General features: G+C 35.7%; 19 protein-coding genes. 12 read left to right on the top strand and 7 right to left on the bottom strand.

The window, feature by feature from the left end; all coding sequences use genetic code 11:
* Positions 1-11 precede the first annotated feature (11 nt).
* Entirely contained in the window at positions 12-542 is a 531-nt protein-coding gene (locus ACSHWW_RS11235) for a SixA phosphatase family protein (protein WP_435682555.1), read from the bottom strand.
* Positions 543-713: 171 nt separating this feature from the next.
* Between ACSHWW_RS11235 and ACSHWW_RS11240 the strand changes: the two genes are divergently transcribed.
* The 6 genes from ACSHWW_RS11240 to ACSHWW_RS11265 all read left to right on the top strand — a co-directional run bounded on the left by ACSHWW_RS11240 (position 714) and on the right by ACSHWW_RS11265 (position 9,162).
* Positions 714-2,576: a DNA topoisomerase IV subunit B gene (locus tag ACSHWW_RS11240; RefSeq protein ID WP_435682556.1), complete on the top strand. Its 1,863-nt coding sequence runs from the start codon at positions 714-716 to the stop codon at positions 2,574-2,576.
* A 55-nt stretch (positions 2,577-2,631) separates the two neighbouring features.
* Entirely contained in the window at positions 2,632-2,859 is a 228-nt protein-coding gene (locus tag ACSHWW_RS11245; RefSeq protein ID WP_435682557.1) for a hypothetical protein, read from the top strand.
* A 21-nt stretch (positions 2,860-2,880) separates the two neighbouring features.
* Positions 2,881-5,556: a DNA gyrase/topoisomerase IV subunit A gene (locus ACSHWW_RS11250; RefSeq protein WP_435682558.1), complete on the top strand. Its 2,676-nt coding sequence runs from the start codon at positions 2,881-2,883 to the stop codon at positions 5,554-5,556.
* Positions 5,557-5,629: 73 nt separating this feature from the next.
* Positions 5,630-6,088: a large-conductance mechanosensitive channel protein MscL gene (mscL, locus tag ACSHWW_RS11255; protein ID WP_435682559.1), complete on the top strand. Its 459-nt coding sequence runs from the start codon at positions 5,630-5,632 to the stop codon at positions 6,086-6,088.
* Positions 6,089-6,197: 109 nt separating this feature from the next.
* On the top strand, positions 6,198-8,711 hold the full coding sequence (locus tag ACSHWW_RS11260; protein WP_435682560.1) for a hypothetical protein: 2,514 nt from the start codon (positions 6,198-6,200) through the stop codon (positions 8,709-8,711).
* A gap of 103 nt (positions 8,712-8,814) precedes the next feature.
* On the top strand, positions 8,815-9,162 hold the full coding sequence (locus tag ACSHWW_RS11265; protein WP_435682561.1) for a hypothetical protein: 348 nt from the start codon (positions 8,815-8,817) through the stop codon (positions 9,160-9,162).
* A 73-nt stretch (positions 9,163-9,235) separates the two neighbouring features.
* Here the strand turns inward: ACSHWW_RS11265 and ACSHWW_RS11270 are convergent, their stop codons facing one another.
* From ACSHWW_RS11270 to ACSHWW_RS11280, 3 genes are read right to left on the bottom strand one after another with little or no spacing between them, the layout of a single operon-like run.
* Positions 9,236-10,075 carry a TerC family protein gene (locus tag ACSHWW_RS11270; RefSeq protein ID WP_435682562.1) on the bottom strand — a complete coding sequence of 280 codons (840 nt, stop codon included), beginning with the start codon at positions 10,073-10,075 and terminating at the stop codon, positions 9,236-9,238.
* Positions 10,076-10,077: 2 nt separating this feature from the next.
* Entirely contained in the window at positions 10,078-10,446 is a 369-nt protein-coding gene (locus ACSHWW_RS11275) for a DNA topoisomerase IV (protein ID WP_435682563.1), read from the bottom strand.
* Positions 10,447-10,481: 35 nt separating this feature from the next.
* Complete coding sequence (locus ACSHWW_RS11280; protein ID WP_435682564.1) at positions 10,482-10,949, bottom strand: helix-turn-helix domain-containing protein; 468 nt, start codon at positions 10,947-10,949, stop codon at positions 10,482-10,484.
* Positions 10,950-11,292: 343 nt separating this feature from the next.
* On the opposite strand from ACSHWW_RS11280, the gene ACSHWW_RS11285 reads away from it, so the two are divergent.
* From ACSHWW_RS11285 to ACSHWW_RS11295, 3 genes are all read left to right on the top strand, one after another.
* The gene (locus tag ACSHWW_RS11285) at positions 11,293-12,414 is read left to right on the top strand and encodes a M14 family zinc carboxypeptidase (RefSeq protein ID WP_435682565.1); all 1,122 of its coding nucleotides are present in this window, start codon (positions 11,293-11,295) and stop codon (positions 12,412-12,414) included.
* Positions 12,415-12,493: 79 nt separating this feature from the next.
* Positions 12,494-12,967 carry an Lrp/AsnC family transcriptional regulator gene (locus ACSHWW_RS11290; protein ID WP_435682566.1) on the top strand — a complete coding sequence of 158 codons (474 nt, stop codon included), beginning with the start codon at positions 12,494-12,496 and terminating at the stop codon, positions 12,965-12,967.
* Positions 12,968-13,483, top strand: a complete 516-nt coding sequence (locus ACSHWW_RS11295; protein WP_435682567.1) for a DinB family protein — start codon at positions 12,968-12,970, stop codon at positions 13,481-13,483.
* A gap of 65 nt (positions 13,484-13,548) precedes the next feature.
* On the opposite strand, the gene dnaN is transcribed toward ACSHWW_RS11295, so the two are convergent.
* Positions 13,549-14,664: a DNA polymerase III subunit beta gene (dnaN, locus tag ACSHWW_RS11300; RefSeq protein WP_435682568.1), complete on the bottom strand. Its 1,116-nt coding sequence runs from the start codon at positions 14,662-14,664 to the stop codon at positions 13,549-13,551.
* A gap of 186 nt (positions 14,665-14,850) precedes the next feature.
* Between dnaN and ACSHWW_RS11305 the strand changes: the two genes are divergently transcribed.
* Entirely contained in the window at positions 14,851-16,740 is a 1,890-nt protein-coding gene (locus tag ACSHWW_RS11305) for a S8 family serine peptidase (protein ID WP_435682569.1), read from the top strand.
* Between the two features lie 66 nt (positions 16,741-16,806).
* On the top strand, positions 16,807-17,472 hold the full coding sequence (locus ACSHWW_RS11310) for a DUF2461 domain-containing protein (protein WP_435682570.1): 666 nt from the start codon (positions 16,807-16,809) through the stop codon (positions 17,470-17,472).
* Here the strand turns inward: ACSHWW_RS11310 and ACSHWW_RS11315 are convergent.
* Both ACSHWW_RS11315 and ACSHWW_RS11320 read right to left on the bottom strand, forming a co-directional pair.
* Positions 17,469-17,915 carry a hypothetical protein gene (locus ACSHWW_RS11315; protein WP_435682571.1) on the bottom strand — a complete coding sequence of 149 codons (447 nt, stop codon included), beginning with the start codon at positions 17,913-17,915 and terminating at the stop codon, positions 17,469-17,471. The genes ACSHWW_RS11310 and ACSHWW_RS11315 overlap by 4 nt on opposite strands.
* Before the next feature lie 64 nt (positions 17,916-17,979).
* Complete coding sequence (locus ACSHWW_RS11320) at positions 17,980-18,390, bottom strand: glyoxalase (RefSeq protein ID WP_435682572.1); 411 nt, start codon at positions 18,388-18,390, stop codon at positions 17,980-17,982.
* Positions 18,391-18,549: 159 nt separating this feature from the next.
* Between ACSHWW_RS11320 and ACSHWW_RS11325 the strand changes: the two genes are divergently transcribed.
* Positions 18,550-19,902 (top strand): NAD-dependent succinate-semialdehyde dehydrogenase, encoded by a 1,353-nt coding sequence (locus ACSHWW_RS11325; protein WP_435682573.1) that lies wholly within the window; start codon positions 18,550-18,552, stop codon positions 19,900-19,902.
* Positions 19,903-19,947: the final 45 nt, after the last annotated feature.

A 19,947-nucleotide genomic window follows, 5' to 3' on the forward strand; every position in this document is an offset into this window, starting at 1 on the left:
ATTTTTTATAACTAATCCTCCATAAAATCCATAGATTCCTTCACACCACTGGATTTACCAGACTCGCTTACACGTGCATAGAAGTAGTGATCATAATCATTATCATCTAGAGCATTATAGACACTATCGTTTTGAAGCTCATTTGTGTAGCCATTTATAGTATTACTGTGTCCAAAAAGCACTACCGTTTTCCCGCGATATTTTTTAAGTAAGTCCATGGCTTTAGTATTTCTAACATCATAAATTTCCACATCCATATCGTGAGCAGCTGCAAGTGGAGCCGCGGTTTCACGAGTACGCTTGTAATCTGAACTAATAATATGATCTACATTTTTTAAGAAAAAGTAGTTGACCCAAGCTTCGGCGCGTTTTTTTCCTTGTTCTGTCAGTTCTGGATCGCTTCCTTGATCGCTGCGTTTCTCTGCATGTCTTATAAAATAAAAGGTCGTGATTCCTTGATTGTCAACTGGTTCACCTTGTTTAGGACCTGTATTGCAAGAGGATAAACTTAATAACGCAACAAGTAAAAGTAATTTTTTCATGGAATTTGTTTAAAGCTTAAATCTAGGGCTTTTCAGTCTTTTTTACCAACTAGAATGTCGTTCATATTTATCCACAATTGAGGTGTAAATAGTGTTAATTAATTTCGCTTTCGCGAAAGCGAAATACCAACACAAATCCCTATATTTCGAGAACGACTGCAGATTTAATTTATGGCTGAAAACACGCAATATACTGAGGATAACATCCGCTCACTAGACTGGAAAGAACACATAAGAATGCGACCTGGAATGTACATCGGGAAACTGGGCGATGGCTCCAGTGCAGACGATGGAATTTATATTCTAGTAAAAGAGGTCATCGATAACTCGATTGACGAGTTTGTGATGGGATCTGGTAAAACCATTGAGGTTTCTATCCAAGGCGATCGTGTAACTGTGCGTGATTATGGTCGTGGTATTCCGCTAGGTAAGGTTGTAGATGTAGTATCTAAGATGAATACTGGTGGTAAGTACGATTCACGAGCGTTTAAAAAATCTGTTGGACTGAATGGAGTAGGTACTAAGGCTGTAAATGCGCTTTCAAGTTTTTTCCGTGTGGAATCTACTCGTGATGGTAAAAGCGCTAGTGCTGAGTTTTCTCGCGGTGAACTCAACGATCAAGAAATGCTGGAGGAAACCTCACGACGCAAAGGAACTAAAATGACTTTTGTTCCAGATAGTGAGATTTTCAAAAACTTTAAATATCGTCCAGAATATATAGCACGTATGTTGAAAAACTACGTTTACTTAAATCCAGGACTAACGATAATGTTCAACGGTGAAAAATTCTATTCTGAAAATGGATTGAAGGACTTGCTGAGTGAAAATATCATCGATACAGATCGTTTATATCCTATCATTCACTTGCGTGGTGAGGACATAGAAGTTGCTATTACACATAGTAGAACGCAATATAGTGAGGAATATCACTCGTTTGTAAATGGGCAAAACACTACTCAAGGTGGAACACACTTGGCCGCTTTTAGAGAAGCGCTAGTGAAGACCATAAGAGAATTTTATGGTAAGAATTATGAAGCTAGTGATGTGCGCAAGTCCATCGTTAGTGCGATTGCTATAAAAGTAATGGAGCCTGTTTTTGAATCACAAACTAAAACCAAGCTAGGTTCTACAGATATGGGCGGTGATTTACCTACGGTGCGTACGTTTATCAATGATTTTCTCAAAACGCAATTAGATAATTACCTTCACAAGCACGCCGATGTTGCTGAGGCGATACAGCGTAAAATCATTCAAGCAGAACGTGAACGCAAAGACCTATCTGGAATAAGAAAGCTCGCTCGTGATCGTGCCAAAAAATCAAATCTTCACAACAAAAAACTACGTGATTGCCGTGTTCACCTTACTGATAGTAAAAAAGAAAACAATCTAGACAGCACGTTATTTATTACCGAGGGAGATTCTGCAAGTGGATCGATTACTAAATCTCGTAATGTAAATACACAAGCTGTTTTCTCACTGCGTGGTAAGCCTTTGAATTCTTACAACATGTCTAAGAAGATCGTGTATGAGAATGAGGAATTCAACTTGTTACAAGCTGCTCTTAATATAGAGGACAGCATGGAAGATTTACGTTATAATAAAATCGTCATCGCTACCGATGCCGATGTGGATGGAATGCACATTAGATTACTGCTCATCACATTTTTCCTTCAGTTTTTTCCAGAATTGATTAAAAAAGGTCACATATATATCCTACAAACACCTCTCTTTAGAGTACGTAATAAAAAGGAAACTAGATATTGTTATACGCCAGAGGAACGCAAGGACGCACTTGCGGCATTAGGTAAAAACCCAGAGATTACCCGATTTAAAGGACTAGGTGAAATCAGTCCAGACGAGTTCAAGCATTTCATAGGAGAAGACATGCGTCTGGATCCATTAATGCTGGATGATAATATGAGTATCGAAGATTTATTGAGTTTTTATATGGGTAAAAATACTCCTACGAGACAGGAATTTATTATTGATAATTTGAAGGTGGAACTTGATATAATTGAGGAGGATACTGTTTAATACGCTTTCGCGAAAGCGTGATGAAAAATCATGAGTAAGTAATAACTATAATTAAATGGCAAAGAACATAATTTACATAGTTACCGGCATGTTACTATTTATAGGTTTGATTACGATAGCAACTGGAGTGTTAATGGCAGTTTTGAACTGGGATTTAGATTATGGTTTTACTAAGTTTAAAGGTTCTATCTTAATATATCTGGGATTAGTATTTGTTGTTCTAGGCGGTCTTTTAGGGATTATAAAGATGATAAGAGAAAAAAGAAATAAAATAAACCGTTAACCGATAACAGTTAACTAACAAATGAGTGAAGAAAACGAAGAATTAGAACCTATTAACGACAGCGAAATGCTGGAACCTAAAGAAACCATTACTCGTATCACGGGAATGTATAAAGAGTGGTTCCTGGATTATGCCAGTTATGTGATTCTAGAACGCGCAGTACCAGCGATAGAAGATGGTTTTAAACCAGTACAGCGTCGTATCATGCAGTCCATGAAGGACTTAGATGATGGTCGTTATAACAAGGTAGCAAATATAGTAGGTCACACGATGCAGTATCATCCACATGGAGATGCCAGCATTAGTGATGCTATGGTGCAAATAGGGCAAAAAGACATGCTCATAGATATGCAAGGAAACTGGGGAAACATCTTTACAGGTGATCCAGCAGCTGCATCTCGTTATATAGAAGCGCGACTTTCTAAGTTTGCGCTAGAAATTCTCTTCAATCCTAAAATTACTGAGTGGCAAGCCAGTTATGATGGCCGTCGCAAAGAACCCGTTAACCTACCGGTAAAATTCCCATTACTTCTCGCACAAGGTGCAGAAGGAATAGCCGTAGGATTAAGTACCAAAGTATTACCACACAACTTTATAGAACTCATCGATGCTTCTATAAAGCATTTACAAGGGAAACGTTTCACCATTTATCCAGATTTTCCAACTGGTGGAGAAATAGATGTTTCTAACTATAATGATGGATTACGTGGTGGAAAAGTACGTGTGCGTGCAAAAATGCATTCACCAGATAAGAATACTATCGTAATTACTGAAATCCCGTATTCTACAAATACGAGCTCATTAATAGACTCGATTTTGAAAGCCAATGAGAAAGGTAAAATCAAAATCAAAAAGATTGAAGACAACACCGCTGCAGATGTCGAGATAATGATCCACCTGCACGCAGGAATCTCTCCAGATAAAACGATGGACGCGCTGTTTGCATTCACAAACTGTGAGTCGAGCATTTCGCCGCTGGGTTGTGTTATTGAAGATAACAAACCTCTATTTGTAGGTGTGACTGAGATGTTACGTCGTAGTGCAGACCACACTGTAGATTTATTAAAGCAAGAACTGGAAATACAACTCGATGAAGTAGAAGAGCAGTGGCACTTTGCATCTCTAGAACGTATTTTTATTGAGAATAGAATCTATCGCGATATAGAAGAAGAGGAAACTTGGGAAGGCGTTATCGCTGCGATAGATAAAGGATTAAAACCTCACATAGGTCATTTAAAACGCGCTATTACTGAGGAAGATATTACGAGACTGACAGAGATACGTATCAAACGTATTTCTAAGTTTGATATTGATAAAGCACAACAAAAAATTGATGCGCTGGAAGATCGTATTGCTCAGTTAAAAGATTACCTGGCAAATCTTATTGAATATGCCATCAATTACTTCACAGCCCTTAAAAAGAATTATGGTGAAGGAAGAGAACGTAAAACTGAAATCAAAACCTTTGATGATATTGTTGCTACTAAGGTAGTAATGAGAAACACAAAACTCTACGTTAATAGGGAAGAAGGTTTCATAGGAACTTCACTTAAGAAAGACGAGTACGTCACCGATTGTGCTGATATTGATAATATAATCGTCTTTACCAGAGATGGGAATATGACGGTGACTAAAGTGGATTCTAAGACCTTTGTAGGTAAAGATATCATTCACGTTGCCGTGTTCAAGAAGAAAGATAAACGTACTATATATAATGTTATTTATCGTGATGGTAAATCAGGTCCTAGTTATGTAAAACGATTTGCAGTTACCAGTGTGACAAGAGATAAAGCTTATCCTATGGGTAAGGCAGAGAAAGGATCGCACGTGCATTACTTCAGCGCAAATCCTAATGGAGAAGCAGAGGTAGTTTCCATTAATTTGCGCCAGCAAGGAAGTATTAAAAAAGTGAAATGGGATCTTGATTTCTCTGAAATTCTTATCAAAGGAAGAGCTTCAAAAGGTAATCAAGTAACTAAATATAATATTAAGAAAGTTGAGCTTAAAGAAGAAGGCGTGAGTACTTTGAAACCACGTAAAATTTGGTTTGATGATACCGTACAACGATTAAATGTAGATGCACGAGGAGAACTTTTAGGTGAATTTAGAGGAGAAGATAGGTTGTTGATTATCAATCAAAAAGGACTGGTTAAAACGATCATACCCGATGTTACCGCACGATTTGATGAAGACATGATTGTTTTGGAAAAATGGAGTCCTAAAAAACCAATTAGTGCGATTTATTTCCACGGTGAGAAGGAATTATTTTATGTCAAGAGGTTCCTTGTAGAAAATGAGGAAAAAGAGGAAACATTCTTACCAGAGGTTGAAGGTTCTTATCTAGAAGTCGTTTCTACAGATTATAAGCCTGTGGCAGAACTGGTTTTCAATAAGCCTAGAGGTAAAGAACAACCACCTAATGAACCTGTGGATTTAGATGAATTTATATCTGTAAAAGGTTTAAGTGCTCAAGGTAACCAATTGACTAAGAGTAAAGTTAAGCAAATCAATTGGCTTGATCCATTGCCTTATGAAGAGCCAGAAACTACACCAGCTGCTGAGGTTGAAGTAAATGAGGAAACAGTAATCTCACCAAATGAGGACCAAGAAAATGCCACTAAAGCTACTGAGATCAAAAAAGATCCTAACGAGCCAGATCCTGATATAGATGATACTGGACAGGCGAGTCTGTTTTAAGTGTTAAAAGTTTTATATAATCCTGCTTTCGCGAAAGCGGGATTTTTACATTTGTACCATATAATAAGATACTATGAAGTTTTTACAAGAGTTTAAGGAATTTGCTGTTAAAGGAAATATGATTGATATGGCGATAGGTATCATCATAGGTACTGCCTTTAATAATGTGGTACAAACATTAGTAAAAAAAGTGCTATTACCACCACTATCTTATTTAACTGACGGAGTAAATTACCAAGATAAAAAATGGGTATTGCGTGAAGCAAATGAAGAATTAACAGGAGATGCTGCTACAGCTATAGAGATAGGCTACGGAGAGTTTTTGCAAGTAAGTTTAGACTTTGTAATCATTGGATTTACGGTGTTTATCGTTGTGAAATTAATGAATAGATTGCGTAACAAATCTCATGATTCCAAAGATAAAACAGTCGTTACTCCTAAGGATATTGAATTACTATCTGACTTGAGAGAACTCATGAAAGAGCAAAATGAGATCTTATTAAAGAGCACGGCTACAGATCATCGAGCTTAAAATTACTCTATTCAGTACTTTAATCGTTATAAGTAAACATGTTATCCAAATGGATATGAATGACTTATAAGAAAAGATGTAATCGTGGTATTGTTCTTAGTTTTGCAAAATGATTAAAGATATTATGAAAAACAATGTTTTGTTGATTCTAGGTTTGATGTCGATGATGTCCATGGCACAGGTTGGTGTTAATACTGAGACTCCTCAAGCTACACTAGATGTAATAAGTGGAACGACGGTATTACCTAACTCTGGAGTTTTAATTCCTAGAGTTGATGATTTTTCTGCAGCTAATCCAGGTGCTGCTCAACAATCTATGTTAGTTTATTTAACAGCTACCGTAAACCGCGATATTACTGGAGCTGGAGCAGTTGATTATGTATCAGGTTTCTATTATTGGGATAATACAGCGACAAACTGGATTCCATTTGATGTAGGTGCTGCAGGCTGGAAAATTGATGGAAATGCAAATATAGATGATACTCAACATTTCATAGGAACTACAACAAATGAAGAAGTTGCCTTTAAAATAAATAATACGCAACGTTTCAGAATGACAGAATCTGGTCAACTAGAAGTTTTTGCAGAAGCTAAATCAATTTTCATAGGAGAAGAAGCAGGAGAAAACTACATACCGACTGATGGTGGTGGACAGAAAGGAGAACAAAATGTTTTTATAGGATATCAATCTGGTACCGCAAATACGATAGGTAGAGATAATATGGCTATTGGTACTTTTTCTCTTACAGCAAATACAGTAGGTAATTATAACACTGCCATAGGTGATGAAGCAATGCAAAGCAATGTGGATGGTGATGAAAATACAGCGATAGGAAATGACGCTATGAGATATGGTGACTCTGGAACAGGTAATACAGCCATAGGAGAAGATGCCCTTGCCCATAACACAGGAGATCATAATGTTGCTATTGGTCAAGCATCTATGTTTAATAATGCAGGTGGTGATGATAATGTAGCCATAGGAATTCAAGCTTTGAGAGAGAATGATGAAGGAGATGAAAACATAGCAATAGGGAAACAATCTTCATTTTCAAACTCTGATGGTAGTAACAATGTTGCCATAGGATTAGAGGCTTTAAAGGCTAATGTAGATGGTAATTTTAATATTGCTATCGGAGATAAGTCGTTGGATAAAACACTGGGATCTAATAATGTAGCTGTAGGAGACGATACTGGTGTCACAAATACGACTGGAACTGGTAATACGTTTATAGGTAGTGGAGCAGACGTTAATGGAATAAATTTATCAAACGTGACTGCTATAGGTAACGGTTCTTTATCGGGAAATAATAAGGCAACTGCAATAGGTTACCAGGCATTTGCAAGTGGTTTAAATTCTATAGCTTTAGGTCAATCAAGTAGTGCGGTCGAAAACAGTACTATAGCAATAGGAGACACAAGTAGTGTAGATGGCACTCGCTCGATAGCTATAGGAAACGCAGCCACAGCAAAAAATACTGATGGACTTGCAATTGGAGTAAGCTCTTCTGTTGATGGAGTAAATACTATAGCGATAGGGAAAAGTGCAAATGCTGTCAATATAGGTTCTACTGCAGTAGGTGCACTTACTGACGCCACGGAGCAGTATGCTGTTGCACTAGGTTATAACGCTCAGGCCGTAGGCGTGAGATCAACCTCTGTCGGATTTAATTCAGTTGGAACAGGTGATAATTCGGCATCATTTGGTTACACTGCCAAATCAACTGGAACAAACGCACTCTCCATGGGTACAATTTCTACTGCAACAGGTGCAGATGTTATTGCAATTGGGAATAATGCAAATAATGTATCTGACAATTCAATCGCTATAGGTAGTAGTGCAAAGAATACAGGAGACAATAGTGTGGTTCTAGGCGATACATCAAATAATGCTGGAGCAAATAATGTCGTTATAGGGTCCAATGCCGATGCTACAGGAGCAGATTCAGTAAATCTAGGTCGCAATGCAGATACTAGTGCTGCAAATGCAATTTCCATAGGTGCTAATACAGATGCTGCTCTTCGATCAATCTCAATAGGTAGTGACTCGCAAGCTCTAGGAGAACGAGCAATTACATTAGGTGAGAGTTCTAAAGCAACTGCCACAAATAGTGCTGCAATAGGAAGTAAGACAAATTCTAGTCATGAGAACAGCACTGCCATAGGTCATGGAGCTACAACCACTGCAGATAATCAAATTATCTTAGGTGATAATAATGTGACAGAGGTGGTAACTATAGCTGTTATGAAGGCTGATAGTTTTCTTGCAACTACTTCAAATACACCTTATGCAGATTACGTTTTTGATATCTACTACGACGGTCGATCAGATCTTAGTAAAACTTATAAATTCCCAACTTTAGAAGAAGCTGAAGCTTTTGTAAAAACAAATGGTCACTTAATAGGTGTGAAGTCTATTGAAGATATTGAAGCACAAGGTATGACAGTAGATGTTACTGAAACCACTTTGAAAAACCTTGAAAAATTAGAAGAACAATTTTTATATATCACTGAGTTGAATTCAAAATTAAAATCTCAAGAATTAAGGATTAAGGAATTAGAGCTTAAAATGAGTCGAATAGACGCTATTGAAAAAAGACTTAATAATCTTGAAAAGAAATAAGATTATTCATTCTTACTTTAAACAAAAAAACTCAGTTTTAAGCTGAGTTTTTTTTGTTTTAAACTTTGCTCTGAAAAGTGAATCTTATAATAAACTTATTATTATGAATGTATTCAAAAAAACCTTTAGTATTCTTGCGATGGCCACGTTGCTTATAAGCTGTGGTTCATCAAATCAATCAGCATCTAAAACAACTGAAGAAAGCTCATCTAACAGACCGCAAAGAGGTCAAGAAATGCCTGATGCGGCAACAATTATTCAACAAATGGACGCTAATAAAGATGGTAAACTTTCGCTAGAAGAAGTAAAAGGACCTTTAAAGAATGATTTTTCTAAGATAGATACTAATGAGGATGGTTTTTTAAGTAAAGAAGAGATTGAAAAAGCTCCTAAACCGCAAAGGTCACCTAATGGCTCGCGTCCTGGTGGCAGATCAAACGGAGGAAGATAACGGTAAGATTTAAGAAAATAAAAGAGCCGTAAACACATGTTTACGGCTCTTTTATTAAAAGCAGTTTTAAGGTTTACTTGATAACTTCATCTTCTTCAAGTAATTCTGTAATACTATTTCTTTTGATCTTTTTACTACGTAGCAGAAAATTCAAGAAAAGAATACCCATCGTAAAGAATATCGTGAAGTATAAATATCCTTTAGGAATATCACCTGTAATTTTCTTTCCAAACAGTTCTAAATTTGCGAGTTGTGCACCATCTATAAGTAAAATGAAACCTATCAATAGTAGCAAAGCAAGCCCAAATACTTGAACAGATGGATGCCTACTTACAAATCTCCCGATAGGCTTAGCAAATAAGAACATTATAAAAACAGCTGTAACAACTGCAATAAGCATGAGAATTAATGCCCCATCAGGATCATCTGTTAAGCCGTTAGTCATTCCTACTGCTACAAAAACACTGTCGAAAGAAAAAACTATGTTGATCATTATAATTTCTATAAGCACCTTTGAAAAAATGTTTGACCTTTTAATTTTTACTTCTCTGTAATCATGTCTTATATCTTCCGCTTTCTCATATAATTCTTGGGTTGATTTATAAATAAGAAAAATTCCTCCAGCGAGTAGAAGTAAGGATTGTCCAGTAAAGGCACCATTTAACCAATTCCACTCCATTGTTAACCAAGACGCTCGTTGAGAAACAAGAACACCTATACCTAGTAGAAGTGCAACACGTAATATCATTATTAGTGCTAAACCTAGAGTTGTCGCATTTTTACGTTGTTTCTCTTGTAATTTATTTGCAGCAATGGTTATAAATTGAATATTATCGATACCTAAGATAATTTCTATGAATATTAGAGCTAGTAAAGCTACCCAAGCATCGGTAGTGGAGAAAATTTCAAACATGGTTATTGTTTTATGGCCGTACCTTGATAGGTTTGTTCACGACCAGATTGTTTAAATTCAAAGGTATAAGAATCCTCAGTAGTATTTAAGATTCTAAAAAGATACGCACGACTGTCAGCATTTGTTTTAGGATTGATAGGAATAACTCTCCACTCACAATCATTAACCCATTCCACACGTGAACTATCTGTTACTCCTTCATAAGTTTCAACTTGAAACTCTTCAGTACGAGTAAAAGTGGTTGTTAAAAGTTTCCCACCTGATTCTTGTTCCCATATAAAGCTACCTGTTTTAAAATTAGAACAATCTCTTTCCACTTGATAACAAGAACTAACAAGTAAAAAAAGCAACAAAACAACAAAGTACTTCATGGTAAATTTTTAAACAAATTTAAGCATTCGTGATTCTATTCGGGAACGTAATCTTTAAAACTTCCATCAGAATAAAGGATAATTACTTTTGTTATATTTTTCCCTTTTTTAACATTGGATAGAATTTCTTCTTTTTGACTTTGCGTTGAAGAAAATAAATCTGGAGTAGTGCTATTTAAATTCTTGTCATCAGAATCAGCTTCAATTTTCTGAGGTAATGGAGCAGCCGTTGTTACAGATTCAGGTGATGGAATAGGTGGAGCAATAACCTTTTCAGATTTAGGATAAGTTCCTTTTCCATTGAGTAACCAGTAGAGATCTACCTCTGGAAATTCGCTCACTATATTCATGACTAAATCTAGACTAGGCTTGTTTCTACCAGACAAAATATGTGAAATGGAACTACGTCCTACACTGATAGCCTCAGCAAAGGAAGATGCATTTAAATCATTTTTTTCCATGATTTTATTGATTCTCTTAGTAAAATCAGCCGAATTAACCATGTGTTACATTTGTAAACAAAAACAACGTCGTTTAAGTGTTTACAAAACTAAACAATTATAGTTACATGTGCAATAAACTTCCTAAAACAGGTGGTTTTATATGAACTTAAACTTTATATAGATGGTTTTAATTGTTTGGATAATAGTAATATAGTTACATTAAATTATATTCGGCTATTTGAAGTAAGTATCTTGCTGGGTTTTGGATCACTAACAATAGTAACATTGATTACATCTGTAAACACATTGAATAATAACTTTGTTTACAATTGTAAATTAATTGATGTTTACATCTGTAAACTAAAACTAAGTTACATTTGTGTCACATTGATAACCATTATATATGTCTTTAGAAAAACAACCAGAATTCATGCGATTGGTAACTACCCAAAGGTATTTCTCCTACTCACGATTCTTAACGGTTATTAATGAATTACTAAGTGAGTTTAGAAAAGACAAATTTGAATTTGTAGAGATAGGCAAATCGGTGTTGAAGAATCCTATTTATAAACTAACCGTAGGAACTGGATCTACTAAAATATTAATGTGGTCACAAATGCATGGTAATGAATCCACGACTACTAGATCTCTTCTACCATTTATAAATTGGTTTATGAAATCTCAACATTCTTCAATTTTTACATTGTGTATTATTCCTGTTTTAAATCCCGATGGTTTAACAGCTTGGACTCGAGAAAATGCAAATAATGTAGATTTAAATCGTGATGCGCAAGATTTATCACAGCCAGAAAGTCTATTATTAAAAACCACATTTGATTCCTTTCAGCCAGATTATTGTTTCAATCTACATGATCAAAGAACCATCTATGGAACCCCAGATGGGACACAAGCTGTAGAATGTTCTTTTCTCTCTCCAGCGGCAAACGAGTCTAGAGAAATTACCCCAGAACGTATCAAGTCTATGAATGTAATTCAACATATAGTGGAACATATTAAAGAAAAGACTATAGGTGTTATAGGTAGGTATAATGATACTTTTAATATCAATTGCGTAGGAGACACGTTTCAATCCTTAGGTGTCCCCACTGTTTTATTTGAAGCAGGACAAGCAAATACCGATTATTACCGCTCAAACACTGTAGAGTTGATGTTTAATTCCTTACAAAGTGCACTAGAATGTATTGCAGCAAATGATTCTAAGCCTCAGGAAGAGATGATTCAAGCATACCATGCAATTACTCCTATAAGTACTAATTTTTGCGATATATGGATTAAAAATGTCTCGTCTGGAAATCGGGTAGTGGACTTAAGTGTTATGTATAAAGAAGTTGTAAAAGAAGATGTGCTTTATTTTATACCTATCCTTTCAGGAATAAACGATGTTACTGTGAAAAACGCGCATCGCATTATTGATTTAGAATTATCTAATGAATTAGTAGATTTTGAAGTCTCAAAAGGACAAAAATTTACTAGTAATAACTTAGATATCCATATTTTCTATTAATTTTATGATAAAATTTAAATTTTAAGAGATTTATCGTAGAGTTTTGTGTTTTTTTGTAAATAATTCACAAAGTAAGAAAATGGCAAGAATTGACGACATAGACAAGCAAATACTAGACGTTCTTATAGAGAACACTAGAACACCTTTTACAGACATCGCAAAACGATTGAACATATCTGCAGGAACGGTTCATGTACGTGTAAAAAAAATGGAGGAAAGCGGTATTATTCAAGGTTCCTCATTGACGGTGGATTATCAAAAACTGGGTTACACGTTTATTGCATATATAGGTGTTTACTTGGAAAAAACTTCTCAAACACAGTTCGTAATTAGTCGTATTAAGGAGATTCCTTATGTAACAGTTGCACATATCACCACAGGTAAGTTCAATATATTTTGTAAAATACGCGCTCAAGACACAACTCATGCTAAGAAAGTCATCTTTGAATTAGATGATATCGATGGAGTAAGTCGCACAGAGACTATGATTTCCTTAGAGGAAAGTATCAATGATAAAAAGCGTTTACTTCACAAGGTTTTTCAAGATCTGTAGATGATAAGAGCTGATCTATTACCTAGCGAGTATAATTCATATTACAAGCACTATCTTGAATTAATTTCAGGTTTAACTTCGGTTCACGAGGTATTGAATATTGGTCTGAAGGAAAGTTTAGACTTTATAAATTCAATAAATGCAAATTTGGATTATCGTTATGCAGCTGGTAAGTGGACCATCGCCCATGTAATTATGCATAATATAGACACAGAACGTGTGTTTGCCTACCGTGCATTGCGTTTTATGCGAGGTGATGCAACTCCTTTACCAGGATTTGATCAAGATATTTTTGCGTTAGATTATGAGAATCACGCTTTCGCGAAAGCGGACTTATTACAATCATTTCAAACCACAAGAGAAGCTACTATTGCTCTATTTAATAATGTCACTACGGAGCAACTTTTAAAACAAGGTATGGCGAGTGATAATAAAATGAGTGTGAGAGTGATACCATTTTTAATTGCAGGTCACACAAAACATCACGAGAATATCATAAGAGAACGATATTTGTAATTGTTGTACTCTAAACTAAAAAAGGCTCGCATTGCGAGCCTTTTTTCATGGGTAAAAGTTAAATCTTATTGATTTAACATCACTGGCATAACCAGCATAGTTACATGTTCACCTTCATCTAGGCCATCTACTGGAGTTAATATCCCAGCACGATTAGGCATAGACATTTCAAGAGAAACATCATCACAGTTTAAATTATTCAACATTTCAATTAAGAAACGGCTGTTAAAACCTATTTGCATGTCATCACCTTGATAATCACAAGTTAATCTCTCATCTGCTTTGTTGCTATAATCTAAATCCTCTGCAGATATATTTAACTCTGCACCAGCCATTTTAAGTCTGATCTGGTGAGTCGTCTTGTTAGAGAAAATGCTCACACGTCTTACAGAATTTAAAAATTGGTTTCTAGTGATTACTAATTTATTAGGATTCTCTTTAGGGATTACCGCTTCATAATTAGGATATTTCCCATCAATTAATCTACAGATAATACTTGTCGAGTCAAAAGTGAATTGAGCGTTACTCTCATTATATTCAATAAGAACTTCAGTTTCACTTCCTTGAAGCATCGCCTTTAAAAGGTTCAATGGCTTCTTAGGCATAATGAACTCTGCTGTTTCACTTGCTGCAAGATCTTCTCTACGATATCTAACTAGTTTATGCGCATCAGTAGCTACAAAGGTTAAAGAGTCTGTTGAGAACTGGAAGAAAACTCCCGACATTACAGGTCTCAAGTCATCATTACCGGCTGCAAAAATCGTTTTGTTGATTGCTGTTGCTAGTGTGTCACCTAGGATAGTTGTACTACTAGGATCAGTTAAACTTACAGCCTTTGGGAATTCTTCACCACTTGCACAAGCAATTTCAGAACTTCCTTTATCATGACTTACGGTCATAATATTCTTGTCAGCACTGAATGTAAGAGGTTGTTCAGGAAATGTTTTTAAAGTATCTAGTAAAAGTTTTGCTGGAATTGCGATACTTCCTTCATCTTCACTTTCTACTTCAAGTGCTGTTAACATAGTAGTTTCCATGTCAGACGCACTTACTTTTAACTCTTTACCATTTAATTCTAGTAAAAAATTATCTAGGATAGGTAAAGTATTGTTACTATTAATAACGCCACCTAACATTTGAAGGTGTTTTTGTAAATAAGAACTCGAAACAATGAATTTCATGTGGTGTTATGCTTTTGTGATACTAATTTAGCTTATTTGTTATCTAAGAATAAGTTAATTACAAAACCGATTGTAATTATTTTACGTATTTTTAGACTCAGTTTAAAGAGTTATGCAAAGATATTTGAATATACTTTAGGCTGACAGATACTTATTAACAAAAGAACCCTATTTATAAATAAAAACATGAAAAAGACTACACTTATTCTTGGATTAGCTTTGCTTAGTTCAGGTCTTTCTTTTGGGCAGACTGCTGCTGAGCGTGCTCAAATAATAAAGAATTATGATCAAGAAAATCTTGAAGAATTAAGGCAAGATTTAATTGCACAAGAAAACTCAAGATTAACTAATGCAATTGCCGTTGCTAAGGCAAACGACTGGCCTATTACTAAGGTTTTAGAAAACGGTCAGAAAGCGCATCTTTATGATGTAGGTGAAAAAGGTCCTATTTATAGATCAACTAATAATAGAATTGCAGGTCTAATGCAAGGTGCAGACCATCTATGGAATGGTGGATCACTAGGAATTAACATCGAAGGGCAAAACATGGAAGCTGGAATATGGGATGGTGGAAAAGTACTTGATACTCACGAATCTCTAACAGGTCGTATTACCGCAGGTCAGTTTTTAAGCGGATCTGATGATCATGGAACTCACGTAGGTGGTACTATGATAGCAGACGGTACTAATGCAAATGCAAAAGGAATGGCGCCACAAGCAAGCCTAGTGTCTTATGATTTTCAAAATGACACTCCAGAAATTGTTGCTGAAGCAAGTCAAGGAATGCTTATTTCAAATCATAGTTATGGTTTAATTATAGGTAATGTTTCTCAATCTGATTTAGGGAAATATACGATTACTGCCACTCAGTGGGATAATATAACTTATAATGCTCCTTATTATTTACCTGTAATTGCTGCTGGTAATGATAGAAATAATGGAGTTAATACAAGTGATAATGGATATGATATTCTTACGGGAAATAGTGTGGCTAAAAACCCACTTCTTGTAGGAGCAAGTATAGGGAATCCTAATTATAGTGGTCCAGCATCAGTACCTATGTCTAATTTTAGTTCATGGGGTCCTACAGATGATGGTCGTGTTAAGCCAGATATTACTACTAAAGGTGTGGGAATGTATTCCACAGATAATTCAAGCAATTCATCTTACGTCTTTAGACAAGGAACTAGTATGTCTACTCCTGCAGTTTCAGGTGGATTAATTCTATTACAACAATACTATAACTCGTTAAATTCTCAATACATGTTAGCTTGTACTGCAAAGGGACTTGTTCTTCACACAGTAAAAGAAGCAGGAGTTGCAGATGGTCCAGATTACCAATTTGGTTGGGGACTACTAGACACAGAAGCTGCTGCTACAGCAATTCAAGAAGATGGAAACACAGCTTACATTAAAGAAGAAGTATTATTGCAAGGAACGACTATCACGCAAAGCTTTGCTGCAAACACAGCATCTAAAGTTATCGTTTCTATATCATGGTATGATCCTGCTGTTGCTCCTAACAATGGACCAGAGGATGATGCAACTCCTTCGTTAAGAAATGATCTTGATATTATTGTTACAGATGATAATGGTACTACTTTTTATCCTTGGAAATTAAATCCTCAAAATTTCAATAACGTAGCAACTAGAAATAGTTCTAACGATGTAGATAATTTTGAGAAAATTGAAATTGATAATCCTGCTGGAAATTATACGGTTACAGTTTCTCATAAAGGAACTTTACAAGGTGGAAATGAAGACTTTGCATTAATCATTACAGGTGGTGATCAAGGAACTTTCTCAACTACTAGTCCAGATGAATTGAACACATTCAGCATTTATCCTAATCCTGCAACAGATCATTTCACAGTAGCATTTAACAATCAGTTAAGTGGTGATAAAATCGATGTTGTATTATATGATGTTTTAGGACAAGAAGTTATGTCTAAGTCTTATGATAACAATGGTATTTTTGAACAACGTATTTCTACTTCTAGTTTGGATTCTGGAATTTACTTAGTAAGAGTAGGAAATGGTGTGACAGCAAGTACCAGAAAATTAGTTGTGCGATAGTTTATTACACAATTTAAAAAGCAACCGCTTCATTAATTTGAAGCGGTTTTTTTATACCTTTATTTTATGATAAATAAGGAATTACTCAAGTTTTTAAGTCAGCTAGAAAAGAATAATAATAAACCATGGTTTGAAGAAAACAAACCTAGATTCAAGAAGTTAGAAGAAGAGTTTAAAGATCAAGTAAGCGGCATAAAAAGTTTACTTAATCAACATGACATCATTGAAAAAGCCAAAGTTTTTAGAATCTATAGAGATGTGCGTTTTTCTAAAGATAAAACACCGTTTAAAGCGCATAGAAGTGTAAACTGGATGCGTGAAGGGAAAGATAGACGAGGCAGTTATTTCATGAGCATTAAGCCTGGCAACAGTGTAATAGGTATAGGGTTCTTTGGTCCAGAGAAAGAGGATTTATTACGTATAAGAAAAGAACTAGAGGTAGATGCTCAAGAATTAAGAGATATTATAGAAAAGCCAGCATTTTTAAAAACTTGGGGAACTTTTCAAGGTGAGCAGCTTAAAACAGCACCACGCAATTTTGATAAAACCCATCCTGACATAGACTTAATCAGATTCAAAAATTTCTTTTTCACTAAAACCTTAACTGATAAGGAGATTCAAAGCCCTAACTTTTTTCAAGAAGTGGATGCAGCATTTAAAACAGCTAGACCTTTTCTAGATTACATGACAGATGTGTTAACTACTGATCTAAATGGTGAATCGTTGCTTTAAGAAATCTTCAATATTTTACGAGTTACTTCATTAAAGGTGAAACTATCTCCTTCTTTAAGACCTTTTATAGAAGGATAAATAGGAGCTTGAGTAGATATGGCGTAGAATTTATCGCCATCGTCAGTTACGAGTTCGCCTAGCGATACGCTTATTAAAAACACATTAAGGTTAGTTGTCACCAGCGCACCTTCACTAACTATAGTCTTTCCACTACCGTAGGAGATGTTTTCAAATGCTGTTTTTAGTTTTTGATGCTCATCTTTAAGATTGTTGTAACGCTCAAATTCTGCCATGAGTTCACCAGAGCCGTCATCATCCTCAGCATCGTTACTGGAATCGTTATCTGCTAGAGATTCACTAAGTTCTTGAACTCGTTCTTTATAACGATTAATTTTTTCTTCAATAACATTTTTACACTTATTTACTACGTTGATTTTAAGCATAATAAATCATTTTAGTACCTCATATTTATTCATGAGTTTGAAAGAGTAAATGTATGTTTAAAGTTTATAATTTTACTGGTGGACGTTCAAAAAGTTGGATGCTATTAATCAATCTTTCTCGCACTAAATTCATCATGCGTTTATTGAGAGCGCTAGAATTTTTAATATACTCATCATACTCATTTACAGTGAATTGCCCCATGATAATTCCTTTTAACGCATTGCGGAATTTCTGATCTCGATTCACTGCATTCTCAATGTAATCCACGCGCTTGTCTGAAGTCAAGCCAAAAAACACATTCTTATGTTTCCTGATGTAGTTATGAAAAACGGCAATCAGTAAGTCGTGCTGCAGTTTTGCAATAGGTCGCAAGGTTCGGTTTTGAAACTGTTCCTCGCTAGACATATTTTCATCCACTCTAGCATTAGGAATCTCAGGTCTGAGAGCAACTAGATATTCATCTCGATTATTCATAGTAGAAGGTTTTTTAAAGTTAAGAAGGCTAGTGGTTATTACGCTTTCGCGAAAGCTGACTTTCTCAACAACCTTATCAACACTATAATTTAATCGTTAAACACTTGCAAACCTTACCTTATATACCTGTCAAAATAAGTACCTTTAAAATAAAAATTAATGAAAACCATCAATCCATATAACGGTAAAAAGCTAGAAGAATTCAAAGAAGATAACTCTGCTCAAGTCGATAAAAAGCTTTTCGTAGCACAGCAACAATTTAAAGAATGGAGACAGACGAGTTATGAGCATAGAGCAAAACATATCTTGAAAGTTGCAAGTTTATTACGTTCAAATTCAGATAAATATGCGCTCAAGATGACTCAAGAAATGGGGAAACCCATCTCACAATCACGCAGTGAAATTGAGAAATGCGCTTGGTTATGCGAGTATTATTCAGAGCATGCTGAACGCCAATTACAAAACGAATATGTAGATACAGACCATTTTAAATCCTACGTGTCTTATGAACCGCTAGGTGTCGTGCTGGCAGTAATGCCTTGGAATTATCCATTCTGGCAGGTCATGCGTTTTATAGTCCCGGCATTAATGGCTGGTAATGTAGGTGTGTTGAAACATGCGAGTAGTGTAATGGGTAGTGCTCAATTGCTAGAAGAATTGTTTCTAGACGCAGGATTTCCTAAAGGCTGTTTTACAAACTTAATTGTAGGAAGTAAGGCTGTAGAAGACATCATCAAAAATCCAATCGTAAAAGCTGTAACACTTACTGGATCTAAACCAGCCGGTAGTGCGGTAGCATCTACCGCAGGAAGTGAGATCAAGAAAACGGTACTGGAATTAGGTGGAAATAATGCCTTAGTCGTTTTCAGTGATGCTGACTTGGATAAAACCGTAGAAACCTGCGTAGCTGCTCGTTACCAAAATACCGGTCAAAGCTGCATCGCAGGAAAAAGATTGTTGCTCCATAAAGACATCGCAAACGAATTCATGAAGAAATTTATAGCTGCCGTAAAAGATTTAAAAGTAGGAGATCCAGAAGATGAGGATACTTACATAGGTGTTATGTCTAGAGAAGATCTTGCCGAGGAACTAGAAGAACTCATGAATAAATCTTTAAAAATGGGAGCGAAGCTCGAACTAGGAGGAAAGCGCGATAAAGCATTTTATGAACCTACTATTTTAACTGGTGTAACCAGAGAAATGCCTGTTTTTAAAGAAGAAACCTTTGGTCCATTAATGGCAGTCACCACTTTTGAAACAGACGAGGAAGCAGTAGAGTTAGTAAATGATTCTGAGTTTGGTCTAGGAGTTTCCTTATTCACTCAAGATTTAGAAAAAGCAGAAAAACTCGTATCACGTTTTGACGACGGAGCTGTATTTATAAATGCCAAAGTAGCGAGTCATCCAGCATTACCATTTGGCGGAACAGGAATCTCAGGATATGGTAGAGAATTATCGCATTTTGGAATCAGAGAGTTTTGTAATGTGAAAACTGTGGTGATTGATTCATAACATATGTTTGTCTAGTCGAGCGGAGTCGAGACCTAAACACGCATA

Origin of the sequence: Nonlabens sp. (genome assembly GCF_051251825.1) — a bacterium.
GTDB lineage: Bacteria > Bacteroidota > Bacteroidia > Flavobacteriales > Flavobacteriaceae > Nonlabens.